Annotated in this window: 20 protein-coding genes; 1 reads left to right on the forward strand and 19 read right to left on the reverse strand. The window is 37.7% G+C overall.

The features are described 5' to 3' along the window. Window positions 1–65: 65 nt before the first annotated feature. The 18 genes from GHI93_RS03250 to GHI93_RS03335 form a co-directional block, all read right to left on the reverse strand. Window positions 66–1,865: an alpha-amylase family glycosyl hydrolase gene (locus GHI93_RS03250; protein ID WP_153495567.1), complete on the reverse strand. Its 1,800-nt coding sequence runs from the start codon at window positions 1,863–1,865 to the stop codon at window positions 66–68. A 78-nt stretch (window positions 1,866–1,943) separates the two neighbouring features. Beyond that, window positions 1,944–4,343 (reverse strand): glycogen/starch/alpha-glucan phosphorylase, encoded by a 2,400-nt coding sequence (locus tag GHI93_RS03255; RefSeq protein WP_153495569.1) that lies wholly within the window; start codon window positions 4,341–4,343, stop codon window positions 1,944–1,946. Between the two features lie 196 nt (window positions 4,344–4,539). Beyond that, the gene (glgA, locus tag GHI93_RS03260) at window positions 4,540–5,982 is read right to left on the reverse strand and encodes a glycogen synthase GlgA (protein ID WP_153495571.1); all 1,443 of its coding nucleotides are present in this window, start codon (window positions 5,980–5,982) and stop codon (window positions 4,540–4,542) included. An 84-nt stretch (window positions 5,983–6,066) separates the two neighbouring features. Beyond that, window positions 6,067–7,212 carry a glucose-1-phosphate adenylyltransferase subunit GlgD gene (glgD, locus tag GHI93_RS03265; RefSeq protein ID WP_153495572.1) on the reverse strand — a complete coding sequence of 382 codons (1,146 nt, stop codon included), beginning with the start codon at window positions 7,210–7,212 and terminating at the stop codon, window positions 6,067–6,069. Next, window positions 7,202–8,347, reverse strand: a complete 1,146-nt coding sequence (locus tag GHI93_RS03270; protein ID WP_153495574.1) for a glucose-1-phosphate adenylyltransferase — start codon at window positions 8,345–8,347, stop codon at window positions 7,202–7,204. Before GHI93_RS03270 ends, glgD begins: the two co-directional genes overlap by 11 nt. A 147-nt stretch (window positions 8,348–8,494) precedes the next feature. After that, on the reverse strand, window positions 8,495–10,519 hold the full coding sequence (locus tag GHI93_RS03275) for a 4-alpha-glucanotransferase (protein WP_153495576.1): 2,025 nt from the start codon (window positions 10,517–10,519) through the stop codon (window positions 8,495–8,497). A 154-nt stretch (window positions 10,520–10,673) separates the two neighbouring features. After that, entirely contained in the window at window positions 10,674–11,645 is a 972-nt protein-coding gene (nusB, locus tag GHI93_RS03280; protein WP_153495578.1) for a transcription antitermination factor NusB, read from the reverse strand. Further along, a complete protein-coding gene (locus tag GHI93_RS03285) occupies window positions 11,638–12,039 on the reverse strand; it encodes an Asp23/Gls24 family envelope stress response protein (RefSeq protein ID WP_153495580.1) in 402 nt (133 codons plus the stop codon). Before GHI93_RS03285 ends, nusB begins: the two co-directional genes overlap by 8 nt. A gap of 59 nt (window positions 12,040–12,098) precedes the next feature. Continuing rightward, window positions 12,099–12,656, reverse strand: a complete 558-nt coding sequence (gene efp / locus GHI93_RS03290; protein WP_153495582.1) for an elongation factor P — start codon at window positions 12,654–12,656, stop codon at window positions 12,099–12,101. A 108-nt stretch (window positions 12,657–12,764) separates the two neighbouring features. Beyond that, a complete protein-coding gene (locus tag GHI93_RS03295) occupies window positions 12,765–13,823 on the reverse strand; it encodes a M24 family metallopeptidase (RefSeq protein ID WP_153495583.1) in 1,059 nt (352 codons plus the stop codon). 62 nt (window positions 13,824–13,885) lie between these two features. Beyond that, window positions 13,886–14,791, reverse strand: coding sequence for a 16S rRNA (adenine(1518)-N(6)/adenine(1519)-N(6))-dimethyltransferase RsmA (rsmA, locus tag GHI93_RS03300; RefSeq protein ID WP_153495585.1), 906 nt, complete (start codon window positions 14,789–14,791; stop codon window positions 13,886–13,888). 8 nt (window positions 14,792–14,799) lie between these two features. Continuing rightward, window positions 14,800–16,023: an MFS transporter gene (locus tag GHI93_RS03305; protein WP_246177005.1), complete on the reverse strand. Its 1,224-nt coding sequence runs from the start codon at window positions 16,021–16,023 to the stop codon at window positions 14,800–14,802. Between the two features lie 88 nt (window positions 16,024–16,111). Next, window positions 16,112–16,570 (reverse strand): MarR family transcriptional regulator, encoded by a 459-nt coding sequence (locus GHI93_RS03310; RefSeq protein WP_153495587.1) that lies wholly within the window; start codon window positions 16,568–16,570, stop codon window positions 16,112–16,114. Then, window positions 16,546–17,151: a ribonuclease M5 gene (gene rnmV / locus GHI93_RS03315; protein WP_343030305.1), complete on the reverse strand. Its 606-nt coding sequence runs from the start codon at window positions 17,149–17,151 to the stop codon at window positions 16,546–16,548. Before rnmV ends, GHI93_RS03310 begins: the two co-directional genes overlap by 25 nt. Window positions 17,152–17,154: 3 nt before the next feature. After that, on the reverse strand, window positions 17,155–17,430 hold the full coding sequence (locus GHI93_RS03320; RefSeq protein WP_170272376.1) for a hypothetical protein: 276 nt from the start codon (window positions 17,428–17,430) through the stop codon (window positions 17,155–17,157). Then, entirely contained in the window at window positions 17,423–18,193 is a 771-nt protein-coding gene (locus tag GHI93_RS03325; protein ID WP_153495591.1) for a TatD family hydrolase, read from the reverse strand. The genes GHI93_RS03320 and GHI93_RS03325 overlap by 8 nt, the downstream gene beginning before the upstream one ends. 114 nt (window positions 18,194–18,307) lie before the next feature. Next, window positions 18,308–18,706: a transcriptional regulator Spx gene (gene spx / locus GHI93_RS03330; RefSeq protein WP_153495593.1), complete on the reverse strand. Its 399-nt coding sequence runs from the start codon at window positions 18,704–18,706 to the stop codon at window positions 18,308–18,310. A gap of 248 nt (window positions 18,707–18,954) precedes the next feature. Continuing rightward, the gene (locus GHI93_RS03335) at window positions 18,955–19,485 is read right to left on the reverse strand and encodes a hypothetical protein (RefSeq protein WP_170272377.1); all 531 of its coding nucleotides are present in this window, start codon (window positions 19,483–19,485) and stop codon (window positions 18,955–18,957) included. A gap of 262 nt (window positions 19,486–19,747) precedes the next feature. Between GHI93_RS03335 and GHI93_RS03340 the strand changes: the two genes are divergently transcribed. Next, window positions 19,748–20,347, forward strand: coding sequence for an ATP-dependent Clp protease proteolytic subunit (locus GHI93_RS03340; protein ID WP_153495595.1), 600 nt, complete (start codon window positions 19,748–19,750; stop codon window positions 20,345–20,347). Window positions 20,348–20,503: 156 nt separating this feature from the next. Here the strand turns inward: GHI93_RS03340 and GHI93_RS03345 are convergent, their stop codons facing one another. Further along, entirely contained in the window at window positions 20,504–23,926 is a 3,423-nt protein-coding gene (locus tag GHI93_RS03345; RefSeq protein ID WP_153495597.1) for a pyruvate carboxylase, read from the reverse strand. Window positions 23,927–24,086 lie beyond the last annotated feature (160 nt).

The raw sequence follows: 24,086 nt of genomic DNA on the forward strand, positions 1-24,086 counted from the left end.
ATTTCCTTTTTAAAATCACACCTTATTTTAAATTTTTTAACAAAAAAGCACAGAAAATCTGTGCTTCATTTACTTTTTATGATGAGATTTGATTTTCCTTCAATCTCAATTTGATTAAGGAGTGTTTTGAGTTCGTCATCCACGACTTCTTCTTGTAAAAAAGTGAATGCATCAAATGAAAGACTGATTCTATCTAAGCTGGGATTAAACAAACTGATCCATTTCTCATCTTTTGAAAAACGTAACACACCAAGGATATTATTGGCATAAAAGGTCGAAAATTCACCCGCCTTTAAGTTCTTTTCTGATTTTCGATATGCGATCCATTTTTTATAAAGGTCATAACTCTTTGAATCAATGTTGTCCCAAGGGAAAAATTTTCGATTACTTGGATCTTTGCCGCCATCAAGTCCAGCTTCATCTCCATAATAAACACAAGGCACTCCAGGAAGACTAAACATTAACCCGATTGCATTTTCGTTATTTTCTAAACCAATCATCGTTAAGATACGCTCTGTGTCATGCGTGCCTAAATTATTTAAATTATTGTAAAAAATCTCTTTAGGATAATTTTCAGACAATACCATCAATTGATGTGCCATATCATGAGCCGAAAGTCCCCCAGTAAGATATCTAATGATCATGTCTCGAAAAGGATAGTTCATACACCCATGCAAACTATCTCCCAAAATATAATTTCTTCTTTTTCCATAAGAAATCTTGTTCGAAGCATCTTCCCAAACTTCTCCAATCAGCACTGTTTCAGGATAAGCGTTTAGATTTTCACGAATGCCACGAATAAAAGAATCGGGCAACTCATCTGCGACATCTAACCGCCATCCATCAATGCCAAAATCGTTCCATTTCTTTAGCACTGACGCTTTTTTCCCATAAATAAACGCGCGGAAACTTTCATTATCTTTATCAATTTCAGGAAGATCTTTAATGCCCCACCAAGATTTATAATCGTTAGGATAATCCGTAAATTTAAACCAATCAAAATAAGGACTTTGAATTGATTTCGTCGCACCTTCTGTTAAACCGTACTCACCTGAAATATTGAAATATCGTGAATTTTTTCCCACATGCGAAAAAACACCATCCAAGATAAGATGCATCCCATTTTGGTGCAAAGTTTCAAGCAAGACTTTAAATTCTTTTTCACTGCCAAGCATCGGGTCAATCTCGAGGTAGTCATTGGTATCATATCTATGATTACTGGTCGCTAAAAAAATCGGATTCAAGTATATTGCTGTTATTCCTAGCGCTTGTAAGTATGGTATTTTTTTGAGAATTCCTTTTAAATTTCCACCGAAAAAATCCCACCGCGCAATTCCGCCTGTTTCATCTTTCACATAAAAGGGATCGTCTTTATATGATCCATAAAGAAATGAATTCGGTTTTGGTGCATTGATTTTGTCATCTTCATTTCCATTATAAAACCGATCTGGAAAAATTTGATAAAAGACAGCTTCTCTGTACCACTCTGGGGCTTGATCATCTTTATCATAAACCGTTACCTGATAAGGACGAACATCGTGCTCTGACAGATATAAAACGCCCTCACCACCTGTATCACTTTTTCCATAATACTGTCTAACAGCGCTCCATTCCGTATTTTCGGTCACTTCAAAATAATAAAAATATAAACCATGTCCAACATCAAATTGAACAGAAGAACTGTAAAGTCCCTCTTCGATCAATTGCATGTCAAACTCATGACGTTGACCAAAATCGCGACGAATGATGAATTTGACTTTGATGTTTTGTATGGTGGATGAAAAATTTATTTTCATCACATCCCCTGTTTTTATGGCTCCAAAAGGTTGTTTGTAGTGTGAGTCCCAAGAATTAAAATAGTACATTATCTCTCGTTTCATTCATTTATAAAAATTGATTTACCATCAAATTTTTGATGGCAAAACTGCTTTTATAACGCAAGTTTATTTCTTTTCTTCTACATGCCAAATCGCATCAGCATACTCTTTGATTGTTCTGTCTGAGCTAAATTTTCCAACATTTGCAATATTCATCAAGCTTGCTTTTGTCCAAGCGGTCCGATCTTTGTATAGTGTTTCTAAATCTTTTTGGGCCCGAACATAATCATTAAAATCGCGCAAAACAAAATATTCATCATTATATGTCGTCAAGGATTCAAAGATTTCTGGTCCTTCTGCACTAATATTTGGAATAGTCCCATCCACAAAAGCATCCAAAATGCGATGCACGACGGGATTTTGTTCATAAATATCACGGGCATTGTAATTGCCATTTCTATAATATTCATAAACTTCATCTTTATCTAATCCAAATTTAAAGAAGTTTCCTTTTCCTGCAGCTTCAAAAATTTCAATATTCGCACCGTCCAAAGTTCCAATCGTCAATGCTCCATTCAACATGAATTTCATGTTGGACGTTCCTGAAGCTTCTTTTGAGGCAAGTGAGATTTGTTCTCCAACATTAGCAGCTGGAATAATGATTTCTGCTTTACTTACGTTGTAATTGGCGATGAAAACCACTTTCAGTTTATTGCCAACATCAGGGTCATTATTAATCATGTTTGCAATTTCATTGATGGCTTTAATGATTGATTTCGCGTAGTGATATCCAGGTGCAGCTTTTGCTCCAAAGATAAAGACACGTGGATAGACATCAATATCTGGTTGATCTTTGATGTCAAAATAGAGTTTCAAAATATGCAATACATTCAAAAGTTGACGTTTATAAGCGTGAAGTCGCTTGACTTGGACATCAAAAATGGCGTTGGGATCAACCGTGATTCCATTGTTTTCTTTGATGTAGTCTGCTAAACGTAATTTATCATCAAATTTTGCAGCTTGCAAACGTTCTAAAGTATTGGTGTCATTTTTATGGGCTTCAAGAAGTTTAAGTTCATTTAAATTATGGCGCCATGCTTTTCCAACCGTTTCATCCAAAACTGTTGAGAGTCGTTCATTTGCAATTTGACTCCAACGACGATCAGCAATCCCATTTGTTTTATTGTTGAAACGTTCTGGATAAATGAGATAGAAATCGTGAAGTTCGACATCTTTAAGTAAATCTGAGTGAAGTTTTGCAACGCCATTGGTTGAATGTGAACCAATAATCGAAAGATTGGCCATGTGCACTTGTCCGTCTTTGATAATCCGTGTGCTATGGACAAGTTTTGCTCCTACTTTTGGTAAAAGTTCAGCGGTTCTTCTGCGGTCAATTTCAAGAATAATTTGATAAATCCGTGGTAAGAGGGATTTAACCATTTCTTCTGGCCATTTTTCAAGTGCTTCAGATAAGATTGTATGGTTTGTGTAGGACATGACTTTCACAGTGATATTCCATGCTCTTTCCCAAGCAATATCGTACTCATCAATCAAAATACGCATTAATTCAGGCACACAAAGTGCAGGATGGGTATCATTAATGTGAACTGAAACATAATCTGCCAAATGAGTGATTGGTCTTTGAATCGTACTCACATAATGTTTGATCAAGCGTTGAAGTCCTGCTGAAACAAAGAAATATTCTTGTTTTAAGCGCAAGAGACGACCATCATAATTTGAGTTATCTGGATACAGCTCTGCTGAAAGCATCGCCGTTTGACGCATATAATCCAGATTTTGGAATTGAAGATCCAAATCCTTTGGCACTTCTGATTTCCATAAACACATATTATTCACAGTGGTATTCTCAAATCCGACCATTGGCGTGTCATAAGGAACAGCAAGGACACGCTCTTGATTCCGATATTTTGGTCTTAGTTTTCCAGTCCCATCATCTTCAAGCCAAACTTCTCCACCAAAAGTAACTTCAAATGCTTTATCAGAGCGACGCACTTCCCATGGATTTCCGTTGGAGAGCCAAGCGTCTGGAAGCTCTACTTGGTAGCCGTCAACGATTTTTTGCTTGAACAACCCATAACTATAGCGGATTCCATTTCCGTTCAATGGAATTCCAGTTGATGCTGCAGAATCCATAAAACATGATGCTAAACGCCCCAGTCCACCATTTCCGATGGCCATATCAGGTTCAAGTCTTGCAATTGAATCAAGCTCAATACCCAAGTCTGCTAATCCTTCACGGACAGTGTCCAAAATTCCTAAATTGAGCAAATTACTTTTTAACATTTTACCTGGCAAGAATTCGACTGAAAAGTAATAGGCTTGTTTTTTCTTGCTTTCGTATTTATATTCATTATCTTCTTGCCAAATTTTTGAATAATACGCTTTAACAACTGAAGAAAGTGCAGCTAATTTTTCTTGTGGTCCTGCTTTTTCAATGTCTATTGCGAATTTTGTAGATAGTCTTTTTTCAAAATCTTGTTTAAATTGCTTTTTTGTAAGTTTCAAGTGTCACCTCTTTTTTTCTAGTGCTTGATCTATTTTTCTTGCTTTCTTCAGTGCATTGAGATGCTTTGCAAACTGAAAACGAGCCGAACTCAAGTGCTAGTTCAAGTAGAATTTTCTACTTTCAATTAGCATTTTATCAAATTTTATGGATTTACGCAACCGTTTGCGTATGTTTTTATCATTTTTTATGGATTTTTTATGTGAGTGTTTCATAAAGTGTAACGTAATGTTGCGCTTTTGAGGCCCATGAAAAATCTTCTGTCATTGCTGACAGAACCAATTGATCAAAGGTTTTTCGGTCATTTTGATAAAGTGAGATTGCTTGTTTGACGGTCTGTGTCAATGTGTATCCATCAAATTGGACAAAGCCAAAGCCATTTCCTGTTTTTTCAATCGGATTAAACGGCGTCACTGTATCTTTAAGTCCACCAATTTCATGAACGATGGGTAAACTACCATAACGCATGGCAATCATTTGGGACAATCCGCAAGGTTCAAATGCTGAGGGCATCAAAAAGAGATCGCTTGCCGCATAGATTTCTTGTGCGAATTTTAAATTAAATGCAATATTTGCTGAAAATCGATCTGGATATTTTGAAGAGAAATAGTTGAACCCTGCTTCGATATTTGGAAATCCAGTGCCCAAAACAACAATTTGAACATCCTCTTGTAAAAGATGTTCGAGCTCTGAGAGCACTAAATCAAACCCTTTTTGGTCAGTCAATCGGCTGACAATTCCAATCAAGGGTTTGTCAGTACTGACAGAAAGTCCTGTTTTTTCTTGAAGGGCTTTTTTCATGGCTTGTTTTCCTGAGCGATTTTTCACATCAAAATGATGCTCGATTTGTTTATCTGTGGCAGGATTAAAGAGGTCATAATCAATTCCATTGAGGATACCTGAGAGCTTATCTGAGATAAAATTCAAAATCGGATCGAGTCCGCAGCCAAATGCAGGCGTTTTAATTTCTTGGGCATAACTTGGAGAAACGGTATTCACTTTGTCAGCATACAACAATCCTGCTTTGAGCATGTTGAGCATGTTATCGTGACGAACGACGCCTTCGTTAAAACGCTCCATTCCCATGCCAAACAAATCCACTAAAGCGTATCCATCAAGCCAGCCTTGAAATTGCATATTGTGCAATGTCAAAACAGTTTTAATCTTTTGATAAGCTGTGATCCAATTGAACTTTTCTTTGAGCAAAAACGGAATCATTGCGGTCTGCCAATCGTTGACATGAATAATATCTGGAATTCCAAAATCTAAACGCTCTAACAGCTGACAAATCGCTAAATCAAAGAACGCAAAGCGCTCACCATCATTGTCATAGCCATAAAGTCCTTTGCCAGAAAAATAATGCTCATTATCCAAAAAATAGTAAGTGACACCATCTTTTTTTAAAGATTTCACACCGACATATTCTCTGCGCCATCCAACATTTACGAAATCCCAAAGTTCATCTTTTAACTCTGATTTGAAACTTTCTTTCATCTCATCTTTGAAATAAGGTAAAATAACTGCTACATCATCCACTTCTTTTTTCTTTGCTAATTCTTTTGGAAGTGCACCCGCTACATCTCCTAAACCACCTGTCTTAAAAAAAGGCGCACATTCGCTTGCAGCAAACAAAACTTTCATTTTTATCTCCTTTGATTGAGTCCATTCTAGTCTGTCAGCGCTGACAGAATTCCATCAGCGCTGACACATTTATTTTATCAAATTTTAAGCCTTGATGACATCTTCTGTGACGACTGTATTTTTAGGAATCACAATCGGATGCTCCAAACTTCCAATGACAGAAACACCATTTTCGATCACAGCGTTTTTATCAATGATGGCATACTTGACGGTCGCATTTTCTTTAATTTCGCTACTTGTGCAGACCAATGCATGCTCAATCACTGCACCAGTTCCAATATTTGTCCCACGTGAAATTAAAGACGAATCCACACTTCCTTCAACAATACAGCCTGAACCCAATTGACTATTTGTGACTTTGCTGGCTTTAGAAAAATAAGTCGGCACTTCATTTTTGATTTTAGTCAAAACAGGTTGACTGCTATAGAGCAGTGATGTGAAATTTGCAGGTTCAAGCATGGCCATATTTGCATCATAATAAGATTTAACATCCGTAATATTGCTCATGTATCCCGTATATTCATAAGTATTGACTTCAATTTCATTGAAATGAAGACGAATCAAACTTGCAATGGATGCAATTTCACCTTGTTCTTGCATTTTTTCGATAAACGCAATCAACCACTCCGTATCTACAATAAAGACATTCACACCGAGTGCTTCTTTTTCTTCAAATTGCTCAATGTCTCTCTTGTATTGCCCTGTCGCATGTCCATCTTCTTCAAATCGAAGAATCGTATCATCCGTCGCCGCAATCTCAGGCGCTACTTTTTTATACACTGCTGTCACAGGTTTTCCATTTTTCTTGTGAATTTTTAAAACGGAATTTAAATCAACATTACAAATAAATTTACTTCCAATCAGTACTGTAAACGGTGCTTTGGACCGTTTCAAGAAATTAATGTGCTGATTAAAATAAGAATCTCCTTTTGCTTTTAATCGATCAAAATCTTGTTGGATATACACAAAATAACGACTATTAAAGGAATCAAATCCCCATTCTGATCCTGCTCCAAGATGGTCAAACACTGATTGCGTTTCTCCTTCATTGAAGGTCATAAATACAGAATCCACGTGCGCATTAGATAAGGAAGATAAAGGAAAGTCAATTAAGCGATATTTACAATCAAACGGAAGCGTTGCAATCGGTCTTTCGTCTGTCAGTGGTGACAGCTCAGGATGTCTTGTCACGTTCGATAAAAGTGCTGCCATTTTATTACTATTGTTCATTTTTCTCTTCCCCCTTTACTTCACCATGACCAATCACCTCAATAGCATCTGGGCTACCAATAATTTGCACATGATCACCAATTCTTGCATTTTCACCAATGATGGCATTTTTGATGACCACATGCTCACCAATATAAGTTCCACTCATGATAAAACTATCTTCAATTTCAGTATCATTTTGAACATGAACGTTTTGAGACAAAATAGAATGATGCACCGAACCGCTCACATAGCATCCATCTCCAACCAACGAATCCTTGACATCCGCTTCAGCAGTCACAAATTGAGGTGCTGAAATATCATTGCGACTGTAAATTCGCCATCCTTTATCTTTAATGTCCAACTCCATATTTAAATCGAGAAATTCCATGCTCGCTTGATGAAGAGAATCAATCGTTCCAACGTCCTTCCAGTAGCCTTTAAAACGGTAAGCAAAGACATTTTCGCCAGATTCAATATAGGCCGGAATGACGTCCCCACCAAAATCTTCCATTGGATTTCCTTTAGAATAACCGTTAACAAGCACCTCACGCAGCCGTTTCCAGTTAAAGATGTAAATTCCCATTGATGCCAAATTCGATTTTGGTTCTTTAGGTTTTTCTTCAAATTCTATGATCCGATCAGATTCATCTGTATTCATAATTCCAAAACGAGAAGCTTCTTCAATTGGAACTTCCATGACAGAAACTGTCAGTGATGCCCCGCGTTCCTTATGACTTTCAAGCATTGCCTCATAATCCATCTTGTAAATATGATCCCCTGATAAAATCAGGACATATTCAGGATTTTGTTGGTCAATATAAGCAATGTTTTGATACACTGCGTGTGATGTGCCTTCAAACCATTTTGACCCTTCTTGAGAAGAATAAGGTTGCAAAATTGTGACTCCACTGGTCACCCCGTTTAATCCCCAAGGTGCACCATTTCCAATATGCGAATTAAGGACTAAGGGTTGATATTGAGTGATCACCCCAACATTTTTAACATTCGAATTTGCACAATTAGAAAGTGCAAAATCAATGATCCGGTAACGTCCACCAAATGGTACAGCAGGCTTTGCCACATCCTTTGTTAATTTACCAAGACGTGTCCCTTGGCCGCCAGCAAGAATAAGACCTAACATTTCGATTCCCATCTCGAAACCTCCTTTTTTTAACTACATTATAATAATTTTATAATTATAAACACATAATTCAAAATGATATAAGGATTTTATTGTTTTAATTGCACACAATATTTAGAATTAAAAATATTTTCTAACTTGAATTCATTATATCATAAATCAATCCAAAATAAGCGATTGATCTCGATTGGATTGTCCAATCAATTCTGCTAAAAAATCACAGTATTCCTCTTCTTGAAGCAAATCTTCAAGTTCAATATGTAAGCGGTATCTCCAATAATGAAATGGGTGAGTAGGCACATTAATTTGTTCTTCTTGAGGATTCGACGCACGCAAATGCTCATCCATCCCTAGCCAGTCTTGAAGCGGCAAAATCACAAGCATCGCATCTGTATTCAAGTGGCGTGTAATGATTTCTCGAATGATTTCACCTGTGGCCACATTCGGAGCCTGTCCGTACCACCCCATGACGTCGTTATAATAACGTTGCGTGTTCTCGCGGTTTTCCTCCCACCATGCCCGCAAGTTACTGGTATCATGACTTGATGTTGTCAGTACTGACAGATAAGGAACATACTGCAAAGGATTGACAAAATGATCATCATTTGGCATTCGCTCGATGATTAATCGCAAAATTTCCAAATGATACATCACATCAGGAACATTCTCTGGCACCATTCCTAAATCTTCACCACAAGCAAGCATCGCTGTCGAATTTTTAATGATTGGCAATTTTTCATAAGCCTGATTTTTCCAAAAATCATAATTTCGACCATAAAAATAATCTACGTAGAGTCGATCAAGTTGCGCTTTATAATCCGCTCCAAATTCCTGATATGAAATCGTGGACTGAAGATTAATTCGAGGATGATACAAATGGCCATTTTCGTGATCTACTAAAAAGATCACATTCTCAATCAATTGAAAAAGTCCGTCGGTCAACCACTCATCTAAGTGCGCAGCCTCAACTTTTTTTTGCGTTTCATATTCCGGCTTTAAAACATAATTTCCATGTCCTACATACGTCAAATAATTTTGAATGATCGTATCTCGATAATCCCGTCCAAAGATCTGATCCAAGACCCAATCCTTGATAAAAGGTTGTGTGAACCGCTCAATCCCCCATTGTCTAAAAGGAATTCCATAACGCTGCTCGATTTCTTTGGCGTCCAATGCTAAAGCTTTTGAAAATTGCCCAAGTAACCCTCTCACACTTCCCTTAGGAATTTCCCAAATCCGAAAGAATCCTAAGATATGATCCAAACGATAAGCATCAAAATATTGACTCATGGCGACCATTCGTTGTTTCCACCATTGATACCCATTTTCCGCCATTTTTGTCCAATTATACGTTGGAAATCCCCAATTTTGTCCATTTATCGCAAAGAGATCTGGTGGCGCTCCGGTTTGGCGATCAAGATGAAACAGTGACGGATTTGTCCAAGCATCCGCAGAATCATGTGCAATACCAATTGCAATGTCCCCTTTAATTGCAATGCCAAGCTGATGACAATAGGCCACAGCATCTGTGAGTTGAACATGAAGCACATATTGAACAAAAAAGTGCAACTCAATCTGTTCTTTTTGCATTGGGTTTTTCAAAAGTGTCTTGTAAACCAGATCAGAATAAATCTGATGTTCTGACCACTGCATAAAATCAGCCGATTGATTTTGATCTCTTAAAACACAAAAACACGCATAAGCATTTAACCAGTTTTCATTTTTTTTGATAAATTCTTGATAATCTGATTGCGCTTGAATCGTTTCTTTTTTTGCGTGATAAATTAACGTGATGTATTTCCATTTTAAGGCCAAGACACGCTCATAATCAATCTGTTTCAGAGCATTCAATCGCTGTTCTTCTTTTTTTAATGCGCCGCGCTCTTGAGTGGTCAAATCATTCAGAAATTCATGAAGATTGAAATAGATTGGATGAAGTGCAAATACTGAAATCGCACGGTAGGGATATGAATCTCGCCAGTCCATAAAAGTTGTCGTGTCATTGATTGGTAACAATTGAATCACTCGCATTTTTGTCCGATGTGCAAAATCAGCCAAACACTTTAGATCTGAAAATTGACCAATTCCTGAAGAATCCTTTGTCCTAAGGGAAAACACGGGAATCGAAAGTCCTGATAAATGGGAATGATGCTCATTTATCATAAATTTGAAAGCCTCAGTCATCTTCACTCCTTTCGTTTTTACGCTTTATTTTCTAAAAAAGAAAACGTTCTCATAACACTATTTTACACCAAAATTTCAATTATTACCACTCTTGATGTAAAAAAACGCAAAAAAAAATGAACCGAGAAGATTCATTTTTTATCTTTTTATCTTTTTATTTTTTAATTAAATGTGTCAAAACACCATTAATAAAACGTGTGGATTTCACATCAGAAAAATCCTTTGAAAGCTCGACTGCTTCATTTACAGCGACCACATCTGGGGTTTGCGTTGCTGTTATTTCATAAGCACCAACCAATAAAATCACCCGTTCAATCATCGTCAAACGCTCAAATGACCATTTTTCAGATAGGTAAGGCGAAATCATCGTTTGAAGCGCTGCTTCATCATTCAAAACGCCATCAATCAAGGTATCAAAATAGTCAGGAGCTTCAATTTCCAGCGGCTTTTCATTATCATAATTCAAAACAAAGCGTTTTGTAATATCTAATAACTTCCGATTGTTCTGAGTGTGTTTGAGCGCTGCTTCATCAAGCATGTGATGGAGTTCCTTTTGCAAAAGGACAGGTTCAAAAAATTCAAGCGTATATTTTTCTCTAATATTTCCATGTGCAAGTGAAAATATTTTGTTAAATGTTTCGAGTTGATCTTGTGCTGTATTTTTTTGTGCAATGGCACGAAGAAATTCTAAAACTTTTTGAGGTGTTGGTGTTTCTTCAAGATCAATGCTAAATAAGCGAACAAAGTTTAAGTTACTAAAGACCCCAGTATATAGCTCTAAAGCCTCATTATCTCGCATTTTTTTTGCATAACCACCAAAATCACGAACAAAATCATTTGCTTTTACTAAAGCACTATGATCTAAAGCTATCCCAAGAATATCATAAATTTCAACCAACTGACTCAAACTTGAAGTGAAACGCTTTTGAAACCCACGAACTGTGATGCGTTCATCTTGATAGTCAACCTCAAAACGGGGAGGACGATCTAAAATCGCATCAATCTTTCCAACATTAAACTGGAAATTTTTCATCACTTCATCTGACATTTCACGCTGCACGTGATAGCTGTACAAAGTCTGTACTGCGCGTTGGCGAATATCGTGTTGAGTTAGCTTTTTAGGCATTAAAGAATCCCTCATCAAACAGATCTGCAAAATTTGGTTTTGGTAACTTTTCAGTAACGACACCTACCACATGAATGTTAACATCATCAACAATGATTTCTGTAGTTTGAGCAACTGCTTCTTTCACTTCTTTTTGAATTTTAATTGCGACGGTTGGAATACTGATTCCGTAAGCCAAGTAAACATAGATTTCTACTGCTACTTTTCCTTCTTTTGTATCAATATAAACGCCACGTCCTTCCGCCTTTTTGCCAAGACTATCTGAAAAACGTTTGTTACGTAATGCATAAACACCGTCAATTTTTGCAGTCGTAATACCGATAATGACTTCGAGAACTTCTGGAGCAATAACAATGTCGCCTAATTCTTCTGAGTGAACCGTTTTTTCTGCCATATTTTATTCCTCTTTTTCATTTAAATCTATCTTGTCAATCAATAAACTTGCGCTCAGCATTAAGCACGTTTCAAATAATCCCCTGTTTGTGTATTGATTTCAAGTTTTGTTCCAGTTTCAACAAAATCAGGTACGCTAACGACAAGTCCAGTTTCCATTGTTGCTGGTTTTCCTGATCCTGTTACTGTTGCTCCTTTGATTGAAGGTTGCGTCTCTGTTACAGTCAATACTACAGTAGTTGGAAGTGAAACACCGATGACTTCTGAGCCATAGAATTGGATTTTTACTTCTTCGTTTTCAAGCATGTAAAGCAATTCATTTGCAATTGTTTCTGTAGGGATTTCGTATTGATCATACGTTTCAGTATTCATGAAGAAAGCTGTATCATCCATCTTGTAGAGGTATTGTGCGCCAACAGTATCAATCACTGCTTGTTCATATTTATCGTCTGGACGGTAAGTATCATCAAAAGTTGATCCTGTGCGGACGTCTTTAAGTTTCATCCGCATGATGGTATTTCCTTTACCAGGTTTGTGGTGACTTGCTTCTACCACGCGCAGGAGTTTATCTCCATTCAAGAATGTCATACCAGCTTTAAGTTCGTGTGCTGCAACCATTATTATTTATTCTCCTTAAGAAATTACATTTATTTTCGCCAAATGACTTTTGATTGTCGTTAAATAGCGGATTACATCACTTCATTTTACCATAAGATTTATTTTTTTTCAAATAACGATGAGCTCTTTGGGGGCTTTTGTCAAAAGCTCGCATCCCTCTTTAGTAATTAAGAGGTCATCTTCGATACGAACTCCGCCAAATGAAGGAAGATATATTCCTGGTTCGTCTGTTACTACCATATTTTCAAGGAGTTTTTCTTGAATCATATTTTGACTAAAATATGGAATTTCATGGATATCTAGTCCAACTCCGTGTCCAATTCCATGCGTGAAAAAGGAGCCAAAATTTTCTTGTTCGATGATTGTTCTTGGGATTTTATCAAAAGCTGCATAAGTCAATCCTGCTTTTGCTTGAGCAATTAACGCTTGATTTGCACTTAAAACGACATGATAGATTTCTTTCATTTTTGGATCAACTTCACCGACAAAAATCGTTCTGGTCATGTCACTTGCGTAATGATCATAAAAACACCCAAAATCCAGTGTAATAGGATCCCCAAAAGCAATCGGTTTATGACTTGCAACGCCATGTGGCAGACTACTTCTTGCCCCACTTGCAACAATGGTTTCAAAACTCACCCCACTTGCACCCAAATCTCTCATTTTAAAATCTAAAAAATTAGCGATTTCGATTTCTGTACGACCAGGTTCAATAAATTTTAAGACTTCTAAAAATGCTTGATCTGAAATTTCGCACGCTTTTTTGATTTTTTTTATTTCTGTGGCATCTTTGATTTGTCTCAATTCCATCAAAAAATTGCTCGTGGCAAAAAGTTGGAGTGTGTCAAGCGTCTGTGTGAGGCGCTTGAAAAATTGATAGGTGATGTTTTCTTCAAAACCAAGCGTTTTAATTTTTCCATCTTTTGTGATGGAAAGCACTGAGCCAATGGCATCACGCGTCTCAATGATTTCAAAATCATGAATCAGATTTTTTGCCATCTCACTATAGCGACTATCGGTCATAAAGATATTCCGATCTCGTGTGAGTAAGATGCTTCCAGCCGTTCCAGAAAAACCTGTTAAATAATAAATATTTTTCATGTCTGTGATCAAGAGACTCTCAAGTTTTTCTGATTTCATTTTTTGTTTTACTTGTTCAATTCTCATTGGATTCCTCTTTTTTTGTTTTCCTTAATCATAACAAAGAAGGCTAGCAATTGCTAGCACTTTCATTGTTTACTTTCTTTTTTGAGCGGAAAAACTGCATCGGCCAACTTTGCAAAATCTGCTATTGAAAGTGCTTCTGCACGAATGCTCGGTGAAATTCCAGCTTCATTAAGACATTTTTCAATTTCGGGCTTAGCTTCTTTTCCAAATTCTGCTTGCATATTATTCATCAGTGTTTTTCTACGATGAACAAAGCCTGCATGCATGATTTTGAAAAACCAGTCTTCATCTTTGACATCAACAAGTGGACTAGATCGTCTCGTCATTTTCAAAATGGCCGAGTCAACATTTGGTGCTGGGATAAATACAGTACGTGGTACGGTAAATGCAACTTGTGCTTCCATGTAGTATTGGACAGCGATAGACAAGCTACCATACGCTTTTGTTTTGGGCTGCGCTGCGATACGATCGGCCACTTCTTTTTGCATCATCACGATAAATTCTGTAAAAGGAATCTTTGACTCAATCAAGTGCATTAAAATGGGTGTCGTAATGTAATAGGGGAGATTTGCAACCACTTTAATGGGGAGATTTGGATTTTTGAACCGTCGAATGTATGAGTTAAGATCAACTTTGAGCACATCTGCCAAAACCAATTGGAAGTTATCATACGCTGCAAGTGTTTCTTCAAGGATTGGAATCAAAGTTTTATCAATTTCAAATGCCATGACTTCTGCCGCTTCTTCTAAGAGGTATTGGGTAAGTGAGCCAATGCCTGGTCCAATTTCAATGACATTCACTTCTTTTGTAAGTGTCGCTGTTGCAGTAATTTTGGACAAAATGTTATGGTCTGTCAAAAAGTTTTGTCCGAATTTCTTTTTGAAGTTAAAGTCGTGGCGACGCATGATATCTTGTGTGCGAATCATATTTGCAATGCGGGTAATGTCCGTTTTTTCTGTTTTTGTCATGTTTACTATTATAACAAAATTTCTCCCTTTTTGACGGTGGTGTGAGTCTTTAAGACAAGAAATGAGCAGATCAATAAGAGCACGCCAAGGATTGCTGGAGCACTTGATCCAAGTAAAATGTAGAGTTCTCCTCCGATAAGCGGTCCTACAACACGTGTGAGCGATTGGATGGCTTGAGCGCCACCTTGAACTTTTCCTTGTGATTTGGATGATGCCAAAAGGGAGAGTTGACTATTGAAGGCAGTGCCGAAAATGGAATCTCCAAATGCAAAGATAAACATGCCAACAACGAACAGTTCCCAAAATCCAGTCCAAGCTGATAATGCTAAAAGCACGTATCCAATCCATTCACTAACAACGCCTAAGGGGAGTAAGTAACGCGTTTTAAGCTTATTTAAAACACGAGGTAGGATGATTAATTGTGTCAAAATGTCTTGTGCACCCATGATTGCAAATACAAGTCCAATCTCCACGGGTTGGAAGGAAAAGCGATCCAGTGAAAATTGACTGATGATGGCTTGTAAACTTCCTGCGGGCAACCAAAGCAGGAGTGCAGCAAAAAGGAGTGGCGTGATTTGCTTCATTTTGAACACAGTGAAAAGTTGTGCAAGTGGATTTAATTCACGAAGTTTGAGCGGTGCTGGTGTGGTTTCTTGAACCAATGTTTCAGGCATAAAAAAGAAGCCATAAGCCATATTGAGCGCTGTAATTGCGGCACCGAAGTAAAAAGGGATGCTATTCCCAAAATGCGCAAGCATTCCGCCAAGGACTGGTCCAGATATTGTTCCTACACCAACACTTGCAGCAATCCAGCCAAATATTTTGGTTCGATTTTCTTCATCGGTAAAGTCTGCAAAATAAGCAAAGAGTGTCACGATGTTGCCAGCCGTTAACCCATCAATCACGCGGCCCAAAAAGAGCATCCCAATGGAGTGTGCCATCCCAAAAACAAGAAAGCCAAGGGTAGAGCCAGCAAGGCTCAAAAGTAGGATGGGCTTGCGACCAAAACGGTCAGATAACAGTCCAAATAAAGGAGCGGATAGAAAAGTGCAGGCAGCATAAACGGCCGTTAATGCGGTCACAATCAGTGCTTGTGAATGCGCATTGGCAAACGGCTGAACCATAAAGGGCACGACTGGGCTGATGACCGTAAAGCCAAATCCAGTCAAAAATGTTGAGATGAGCCCAAAAATGAGGGCATTATTGTAACGATGAGATGTCATAAGTTTCATTCACTTTCATTTATTGTTTCCTGGGAAACAACTTAAGTATATTATTTTATTGTTTCCTTGTCAACAATAAATGCACAAAAAAAACAATCTATTTTTGATTGTTTCTGATTGCTTGGTCCAAGTGCGTGTTATAGCGCTCTAAAAAATGAATGATTCGATCTTCGTCTTCTGGCGTCAACTCTGAAAAAATGGGGCGATCATGCGCTAAAAATTTCAAATGCATGTCTTCATGTGCTTGATTAATCTCCGTTCCTTTTTTGGTGAGTACAAAATAGATTTCTTTTTTATTTTCTTTTTCTTGATAAGGCGCGATGAGTTGCTTTTGGATGAGCTTTTTTGTGATTTTACTGACTGCGCCTCGTGTGATATAAAGGGCATCTGCAAGTTTTGTGACGTTGGGTTGATCAATTTTTGCGATGATCTCAATGCATTCTATCTCAGATAAGGAAAGCTCTGGAAAGAGTGCCTCCATTTGAGGGCGATAAAAAAAGTTGATTTTGGTAAATAAATCCGTCAATTGACTCAGAATTTTTGCTTGATTTTCCATGTTTCACTTTCTTTTTCATATTTTTTCATAACGTTTTCTATCGCTTCAAGAGAAATTCCAAACATGTTTAATCGCTTGAGCAGTTGTTTGCCATTTGCATAGCCAATGCGTAACTCAAAGCAGAGTACTTCTCGGCATTTTCGGCTGTCCTGTCGCATGATTAAACCCAATCGTATCAAATCTGATTGTGTCAGTGCGAAAGCTTGTTCTGTCAGTACTGACGACGTTTCAACGTGATTCAAAGCTGCTGTCAAAGCACTAAAATCAGCGTGTTCAACGCCTAATGAATGTCCTTTTGATTTTGACTTTGGAATGCCTTCATCGCGTTGGATAAAAGCGTGTTCGGCGGTTGGGATTGCTTGCATTATCATTTTTCTAATGCGCTCTCCTTGAAAATCAGGATCTGTAAACACAATAATACCGCGCTTGGTGTGAATTTTTTTGAGACGCTCAAGATCTTGTGCATTAATGCTTGAGCCGTTTGTTTCATAAGTATCCACGTCGAAAAAACGTTTCAGTTGAGCGGTGTCATCTCTACCTTCTACGACGATTACTTTTGTAATTTTTTTCTTCTTCTCCACATTTTATCCTAATTTCTTTATAATAATCATAATAACGGTAAGTATTACTGGTAAAAAATAAATCCAACGATACAAAAGTTTTTCTTTTTTATCCAAATTAAAGAGCATGCAGCCAATGACAAAACAAGGCAACGCTAAGATTCGCAATCCTGCTTGACTTACGTCAGAATCATCCCATGTACTGATGGGCGTGGCCGCGTTCAAAAATGATAAATAGGAAAAATAAAGTGTTAAAAATACGAATAAAATCCAAATGATTCTCATGATATTCTTACTCAATTTTAAAAATCCTCATCGCATTTTCATACGTTTTTTCAGCAACGGTTTCTATAGGAAGCCCTCGAAGCTCTGCTATTTTTTCAACCACATAGCGTGTATAAGCTGGAGTATTTTCACGGCCACGATAAGGAACTGGAGTCAAATAAGGAGCATCTGTTTCAACTAAAATGCGATCCAGTGGCAATTTTGAAACAGCTTCTTGCTCTGCCACCGCTTTTTTAAAGGTTACCACACCTGAAAACGAAAGCATCATTCCGAGATCTAAAAATTTTTTGGCTTCTTCGTAAGTTCCAGAAAAGGAGTGCATGATTGCACCAGCTGATCCAACACCTTCTGATTTAATGATGTGATAGGTTTCTTTTAAAGCATCACGACTATGGACTTGAAAGGGAAGATTGAGTTGCTTTGAAATTTCGATTTGACGTCTAAACACCTGTTCTTGAACCGCTTTAGACTCCACCATCCAATGATAATCAAGCCCAATTTCTCCCACGGCGATCACTTTAGGTTTTGTCAGCACTGACAATAAATAATCTTGTGCGTGTTCGTCAAATGTTCCTGCATCATCAGGATGCCATCCAATCGTTGCATAACACGCGTCAAATTGTTCCGCAATTTCAACAGCACAACGATTTAGTTCTAAATTACTCCCTACGATATTCATTTTTGTCACGCTAAAATTTTTTGCTTTTTTTACTTCATCTGCGATGCGATGCTTAAACGGTTCATCATTGAGGTGCGTGTGTGTATCGAAAATATTCATATGTTCATTATACCACGAATTCGCGCTACTTTCTTCTTCGTCAATAAAAAAATGTATAAAAAAAGACACTACTGTGTCCTAAAAATGAGTCCGGTTTTTTTAAAAAATAAAAAATTAAATTGCGCTGCGCAATCGTGCACCACCATTTTCCAAAATCCGTACTGTGCGAGGTAAAAATGCTCTAATTTCTTCTTCATTATATCCCACATGAAGTCTTTTTTCGTCCATAATAATTGGACGACGCATGATTTGTGGATGTTCAGAAATTATTTTTATCGCCGCAGATAAGGAAAGATCTTCAAAGTCAACTCCCAGCGTTTTTACAAAACGGTTTCGATTCGAAATTAACCCCTCAACTCCATCATCACATTTTTCAAGAATTCGACTGATTTCTCCAACGGATAATGGGTTTGCAATAATATTGCGCTCTTCAAACGGGATACGGTGATAAGTGAGCCAAGTTTTGGCTTTTTTGCAGCTCGTACACGATGGCGCTGTATAGATAGTAATCATCTTTCCTCCTTCATTAAGATCTGATCCTGAAATTTTTTTCAGAAATCATTTTTAGTTTCATTTCTCTAATACTGTTAAATATTTTATCAAAACTAACGATTGTTCAATTATATCATATTTGCGTAATGAAAAAAAGACCTATTTCGCACTTTTTTCATTTTTTTTTGATTTTTTTTTTGACAAAAAAATAAAAAGCTGTCAGTACTGACAAAACCTGATTTTACAAGGGATTAATCAGCATGATTGCTTTAAATATCATAATGTTGACGCTTTAAGAGTGCTGGATAAATATTTTGCGCTTGATTGAGCGCTCTTTTTTTCGTTTCAATATCATCCGTAATCTCAATTGAAAAATTTTCAAAAATGGGACGTGATTCTTTAAAAATATATCCTCCATTTTTCAAATCTTGTTCATCATCAAAAACAGCTAGATGATGAGATAGTTTTTTGAAAAAAGTATTGAGATAATAGGTTGGTAAATAAAGATTATACATCGATGAATAATTTTTAAGAAAATTATAATCATAAAATGGAACTTTGACATCGTTTTGAGGGCTAATCAAATCGGTATCGTCTCCTGCGATTGGACGATTTAAAATTTCAATAATTTTTTGATTTAGCGTATTTCTAGCTTCAATTTCTCTGATCAGTTTTTCAATCGCCAGCCGTTTTTTATAACGATTTTCGTCATAAATTTTATAAATAAAAATGCCCGCAATCGTCAAACAGCTCCCAAGAATTAGGCCAAAAAGCATCGCAATCATAAGCTGTGTTGTCATGCCTTTATTATAGCAAATCCTAAAGCATTTGTGAATTTATTTCATTTCCTTTTTCATTTTTTTTATCATTTTTTTCATTTTAAATTATTTTTACTCATCAAAATCTTTTCCTTTGACCTTTTCTGACCTTTATTTTATAATATTAATTATAAAGAAACGAAAGGAACATCGGAATCTCTTTACCGATGGACTTATTCACTTCTTCACACTTTTCTCATTTAATGAAAAGATCATGTGAAAGTTAAAAAGTCAGGAGACACTTATGGGTTACTTAGTTCCAACAGTTATTGAACAATCATCACGAGGTGAGCGCGCTTACGACATCTATTCACGGCTTTTAAAAGACCGGATCATCATGTTGACTGGTCCAGTCGAAGATGGCATGGCAAACAGCATTATCGCACAGCTTTTATTTCTCGATGCACAAGACAACACAAAAGACATTTATCTCTATATTAACAGTCCTGGAGGTTCTGTTTCTGCAGGACTTGCGATTGTTGATACGATGAATTTCATTAAGTCTGATGTCCAAACGATTGTAATGGGAATGGCCGCATCAATGGGAACAATTATTGCCTCATCTGGTGCAAAAGGCAAACGCTTTATGTTGCCAAATGCAGAATATCTTATTCATCAACCGATGGGCGGCACAGGTAGCGGCACGCAACAAACAGACATTGCGATTGTTGCTGAATCAATTTTAAAAACGCGGAATCGACTTGAGAAGATCTTGTCTGAGAATTCAGGTCAATCCATCGAAAAAGTTCATAAAGATTGCGAACGTGATCACTGGATGGATGCCAAAGAAACACTCGAATACGGATTCATTGATGAAATCATGGAACGCAACGATTTGAAATAAAAATTTTTTCTCTGTCAGTGCTGACAGAGTTTTTTTATCCTCATTTTCATCAAAAAAAATCCTGTCAGTTGTGACAGGATTTGAAAAACAGTCTTGATGCATGACAGCACCCATTTTTTTGGAATGAAAATTTTTTGTCAGTGCTGACAGAGTTTCTTACCGAATCTCAATCAGTAAATCTTTGGTTTGAATGGCTTCACCTTTGTGAACAAAGACATCCGCAATCACCCCAGAAAACGGTGCTTCAATGGACGTTTCCATCTTCATTGCTTCTGTGACCATCAATGTTTGCCCTTTTTTCACATGATCGCCAGGTTGAATCAACACATCCAACACAGAACCTGGCATGGTTGCACCAATTTGATTGACATTTCCTGTCTCCGCTTTTCGTTTTGCCACAACTTGAGTTTTGACAGATTTGTCATTAATGACAACCTCGCGCCGTTGTCCGTTCAAATTAAAGAATAGCACACGATCTCCTGACAAATCAGGTTCTCCGATTTCATCCAATCGAATACTCAACGTTTTCCCTTTTTCAATTTGAACTTCTATTTTCTCACCCAAAGTCATGCCATAAAGAAACGTTGGCGTATCCAGTAGCGTGACCGAGCCAAATTCTTGTTGCATTTTTTGATAATCCAAGAAAACTTGAGGATACAAAAGATAAGAAATTACTTCATGATCCCCCGGATCATAACCGATTTTCTCAGCCAATTCTGCTTTGACCTGCTCAAAATCAACAGGTGCAGTATGCAATCCTGGTCTGTCAGTAATGACAGATTTATTTTTCACAATAATTTGCTGTAATTTTTCAGGGAATCCTCCTACCGGTTGTCCCAAATCTCCACGGAAAAACGAAACGACTGACTCAGGGAAATTCAACTCCTGACCGCGTGCATAAACGTCTTCTTCGGTCAAATTATTTTGCACCATAAAGAGTGCCATATCCCCGACAACTTTTGAACTTGGCGTCACTTTAATGATGTCACCAAACATCATATTCACCGTCCGATAAACCCGTTTGATTTCATCAAAACGATGTCCCAATCCCACTGCCGCAGCCTGTGATTTTAGATTAGTGTATTGTCCACCAGGCATTTCATGCATATAAACTTCCGTTGATGGACTCGTAATCCCGCCTTCAAACGCCGCATAGTATTTGCGCGTATCTTCCCAATAATGATCAATTTGCTCTGCATTCTTCACATTAATGTGTGCATGACGAGGCCCATGTTCAAGCGCATAATAAATGGATTGCATTGATGGCTGTGACGTTCCGCCAGCAAGACTTGCCGTTGCCACATCAATTATATCCACTCCCGCTTGAGTTGCACCAGAATAAGTAATGATTCCATTTCCTGAAGTATCGTGCGTATGCAGATGAATCGGCAAATCAACGGTATCTTTTAATTCAGAAATCAAACGATATGCTGCTTGAGGTTTCAACAGTCCAGCCATATCCTTAATGGCAAGAATGTGCGCACCAGTTGCTTGCATCTCTTTTGCCAAATCTGTATAGTATTTCAAGTCATACTTTGAACGCATTGGATCAAGAATATCGCCCGTATAACAAATTGTCGCTTCAGCAATTTTACCTGCATCACGAACAGCCTGAATTGATTTTTCCATTTGAGGTAACCAATTTAAACTATCAAAAATACGAAATACATCAATTCCTTCTCGACTGGAAATTTTAATAAACTCAGCAATCACATGATCTGGATAATTTTGATAACCGACCGCATTTGACCCACGAAAAAGCATTTGGAACATCGTATTTGGCATCAATTTACGCAATTCACGCAGACGGTACCAAGGAGACTCATTTAAGAAACGATACGCAACATCAAACGTTGCCCCGCCCCACATTTCAGCAGAAAACAGCTCTGGCAATCCTTGATCAATCGCACCTGCAATTCCTTTCATATCCTGCGTTCGCAAGCGCGTCGCAAGTAACGATTGATGCGCATCGCGCAAGGTTGTATCTGTCAAGAGGACATCTTTTTGATTTTTAATAAAGTCAACAACTGCACTTGGCCCCTTTTCATCTAAAATATTTTTTGCCGTCACCACGCTGTCAGTACTGACAGCATCAAATTGCGGCTGACGCGGAAGATCAAAGTGCTTTTTTTGTCCACTTTCAATCCCAGGAAAACCATTCACTGTGATATTTGACAAATAATGTAGCGTTTTAGTCCCACGATTACGTAATCGAGGAAAATTAAAGAGTGATGGCGTATTATCAATAAATGTTGTCGTTGCTTGACCACTCGTAAAGTGCGTATCAGCGACCACATTGATCAAAAATGGAATATTTGTTTTCACCCCACGAATTCGAAATTCATGCAACACGCGATCCATTTTACGCACGCAATCTTCAAAACTTGGTGCGAAAGTACACACTTTAACCAACAAAGAATCAAAATAAGGCGTCACTTCATATCCAGCATAAGCATTTCCAACATCAAGACGAACCCCATATCCACCAGGAGAGCGGTACGTGTTGATTTTTCCAGTATCTGGCAAAAAGCCATTTTCAGGATCTTCAGTTGTGATTCGACATTGAATTGCAGCGCCCAAAAGTGGAATTTCCTCTTGCTTTGGCAACCCAATCTCAGTATGTAAATCCTTTCCTTGTGCCACTAAAATCTGAGTTTGAACAATATCAACTCCAGTAATCAACTCAGTGATCGTATGTTCCACCTGAACACGAGGATTTACTTCAATAAAGTAAAATTCATTATCCTTAACCAAAAACTCAACAGTTCCAGCATTAATGTAACCTACATTTTTACAAAGCTTCACTGCTGCATCACAAATCCGCTGACGCAATTCAAGCGACAATCCAACAGCGGGTGCAATTTCAATCACTTTTTGATTTCGACGTTGCACAGAACAATCCCGCTCATGCAAATGCAAGATATTCCCATGAACATCCCCCATAATCTGAACTTCAATGTGTTTTGGATTTTCAATGTACTTCTCAACATATATTTCACCCGAACCAAATGCACCAATCGCTTCTGATTTTGCACGTGCATAGCCATCACGCAATTCATCATCATTGCGCGCAACACGCATTCCACGACCGCCGCCACCAAGTGCAGCCTTGATCATGACAGGATAGCCGTATGTTTTGGCAAATTCAAAAGCCCCATCAATATCCACAGCGCCAGGAGTACCAGGAATTCCAGGCACATTCGCTTCATCCGCTGCCGCCTTAGCCTTGATTTTATCCCCAAAAATATCCAAATGATGGAGTTCAGGACCTATAAATGTCAACCCCGCATCACGCACTTTAGTCGCAAATTCCAAATTCTCAGAAAGCAATCCATAACCAGGGTGAATCGCATCCGCACCACAATCCAATGCCGCTTGAATGATACTATCCATATCCAAATAAGCTTCAATTGGTTTTTTTCCTTCACCAATCAAATAAGACTCATCTGCTTTAAATCGATGAACAGAATACTCATCTTCTTTTGCATAAACCGCAACAGTAGCCAAGCCAAGCTCATTTGCCGCACGGAAAACTCGAATTGCAATTTCACCGCGATTAGCAACTAATAGTTTTTTCATTAATGGGACTCCTTTTTCTAAATTCAAATTTATTCAAAATAAAAATCAACAGCATCCGCCAACATTTATTTATTTATTTATTACACTCTCTAATATAGCACTAAATAGAGAAAAATGCACGTTTGAATATTAAATTCAAAACATTCCAAAGATAAGAGAG

This window comes from Lactococcus hircilactis (genome assembly GCF_009601015.1).
Taxonomy (GTDB): domain Bacteria; phylum Bacillota; class Bacilli; order Lactobacillales; family Streptococcaceae; genus Lactococcus; species Lactococcus hircilactis.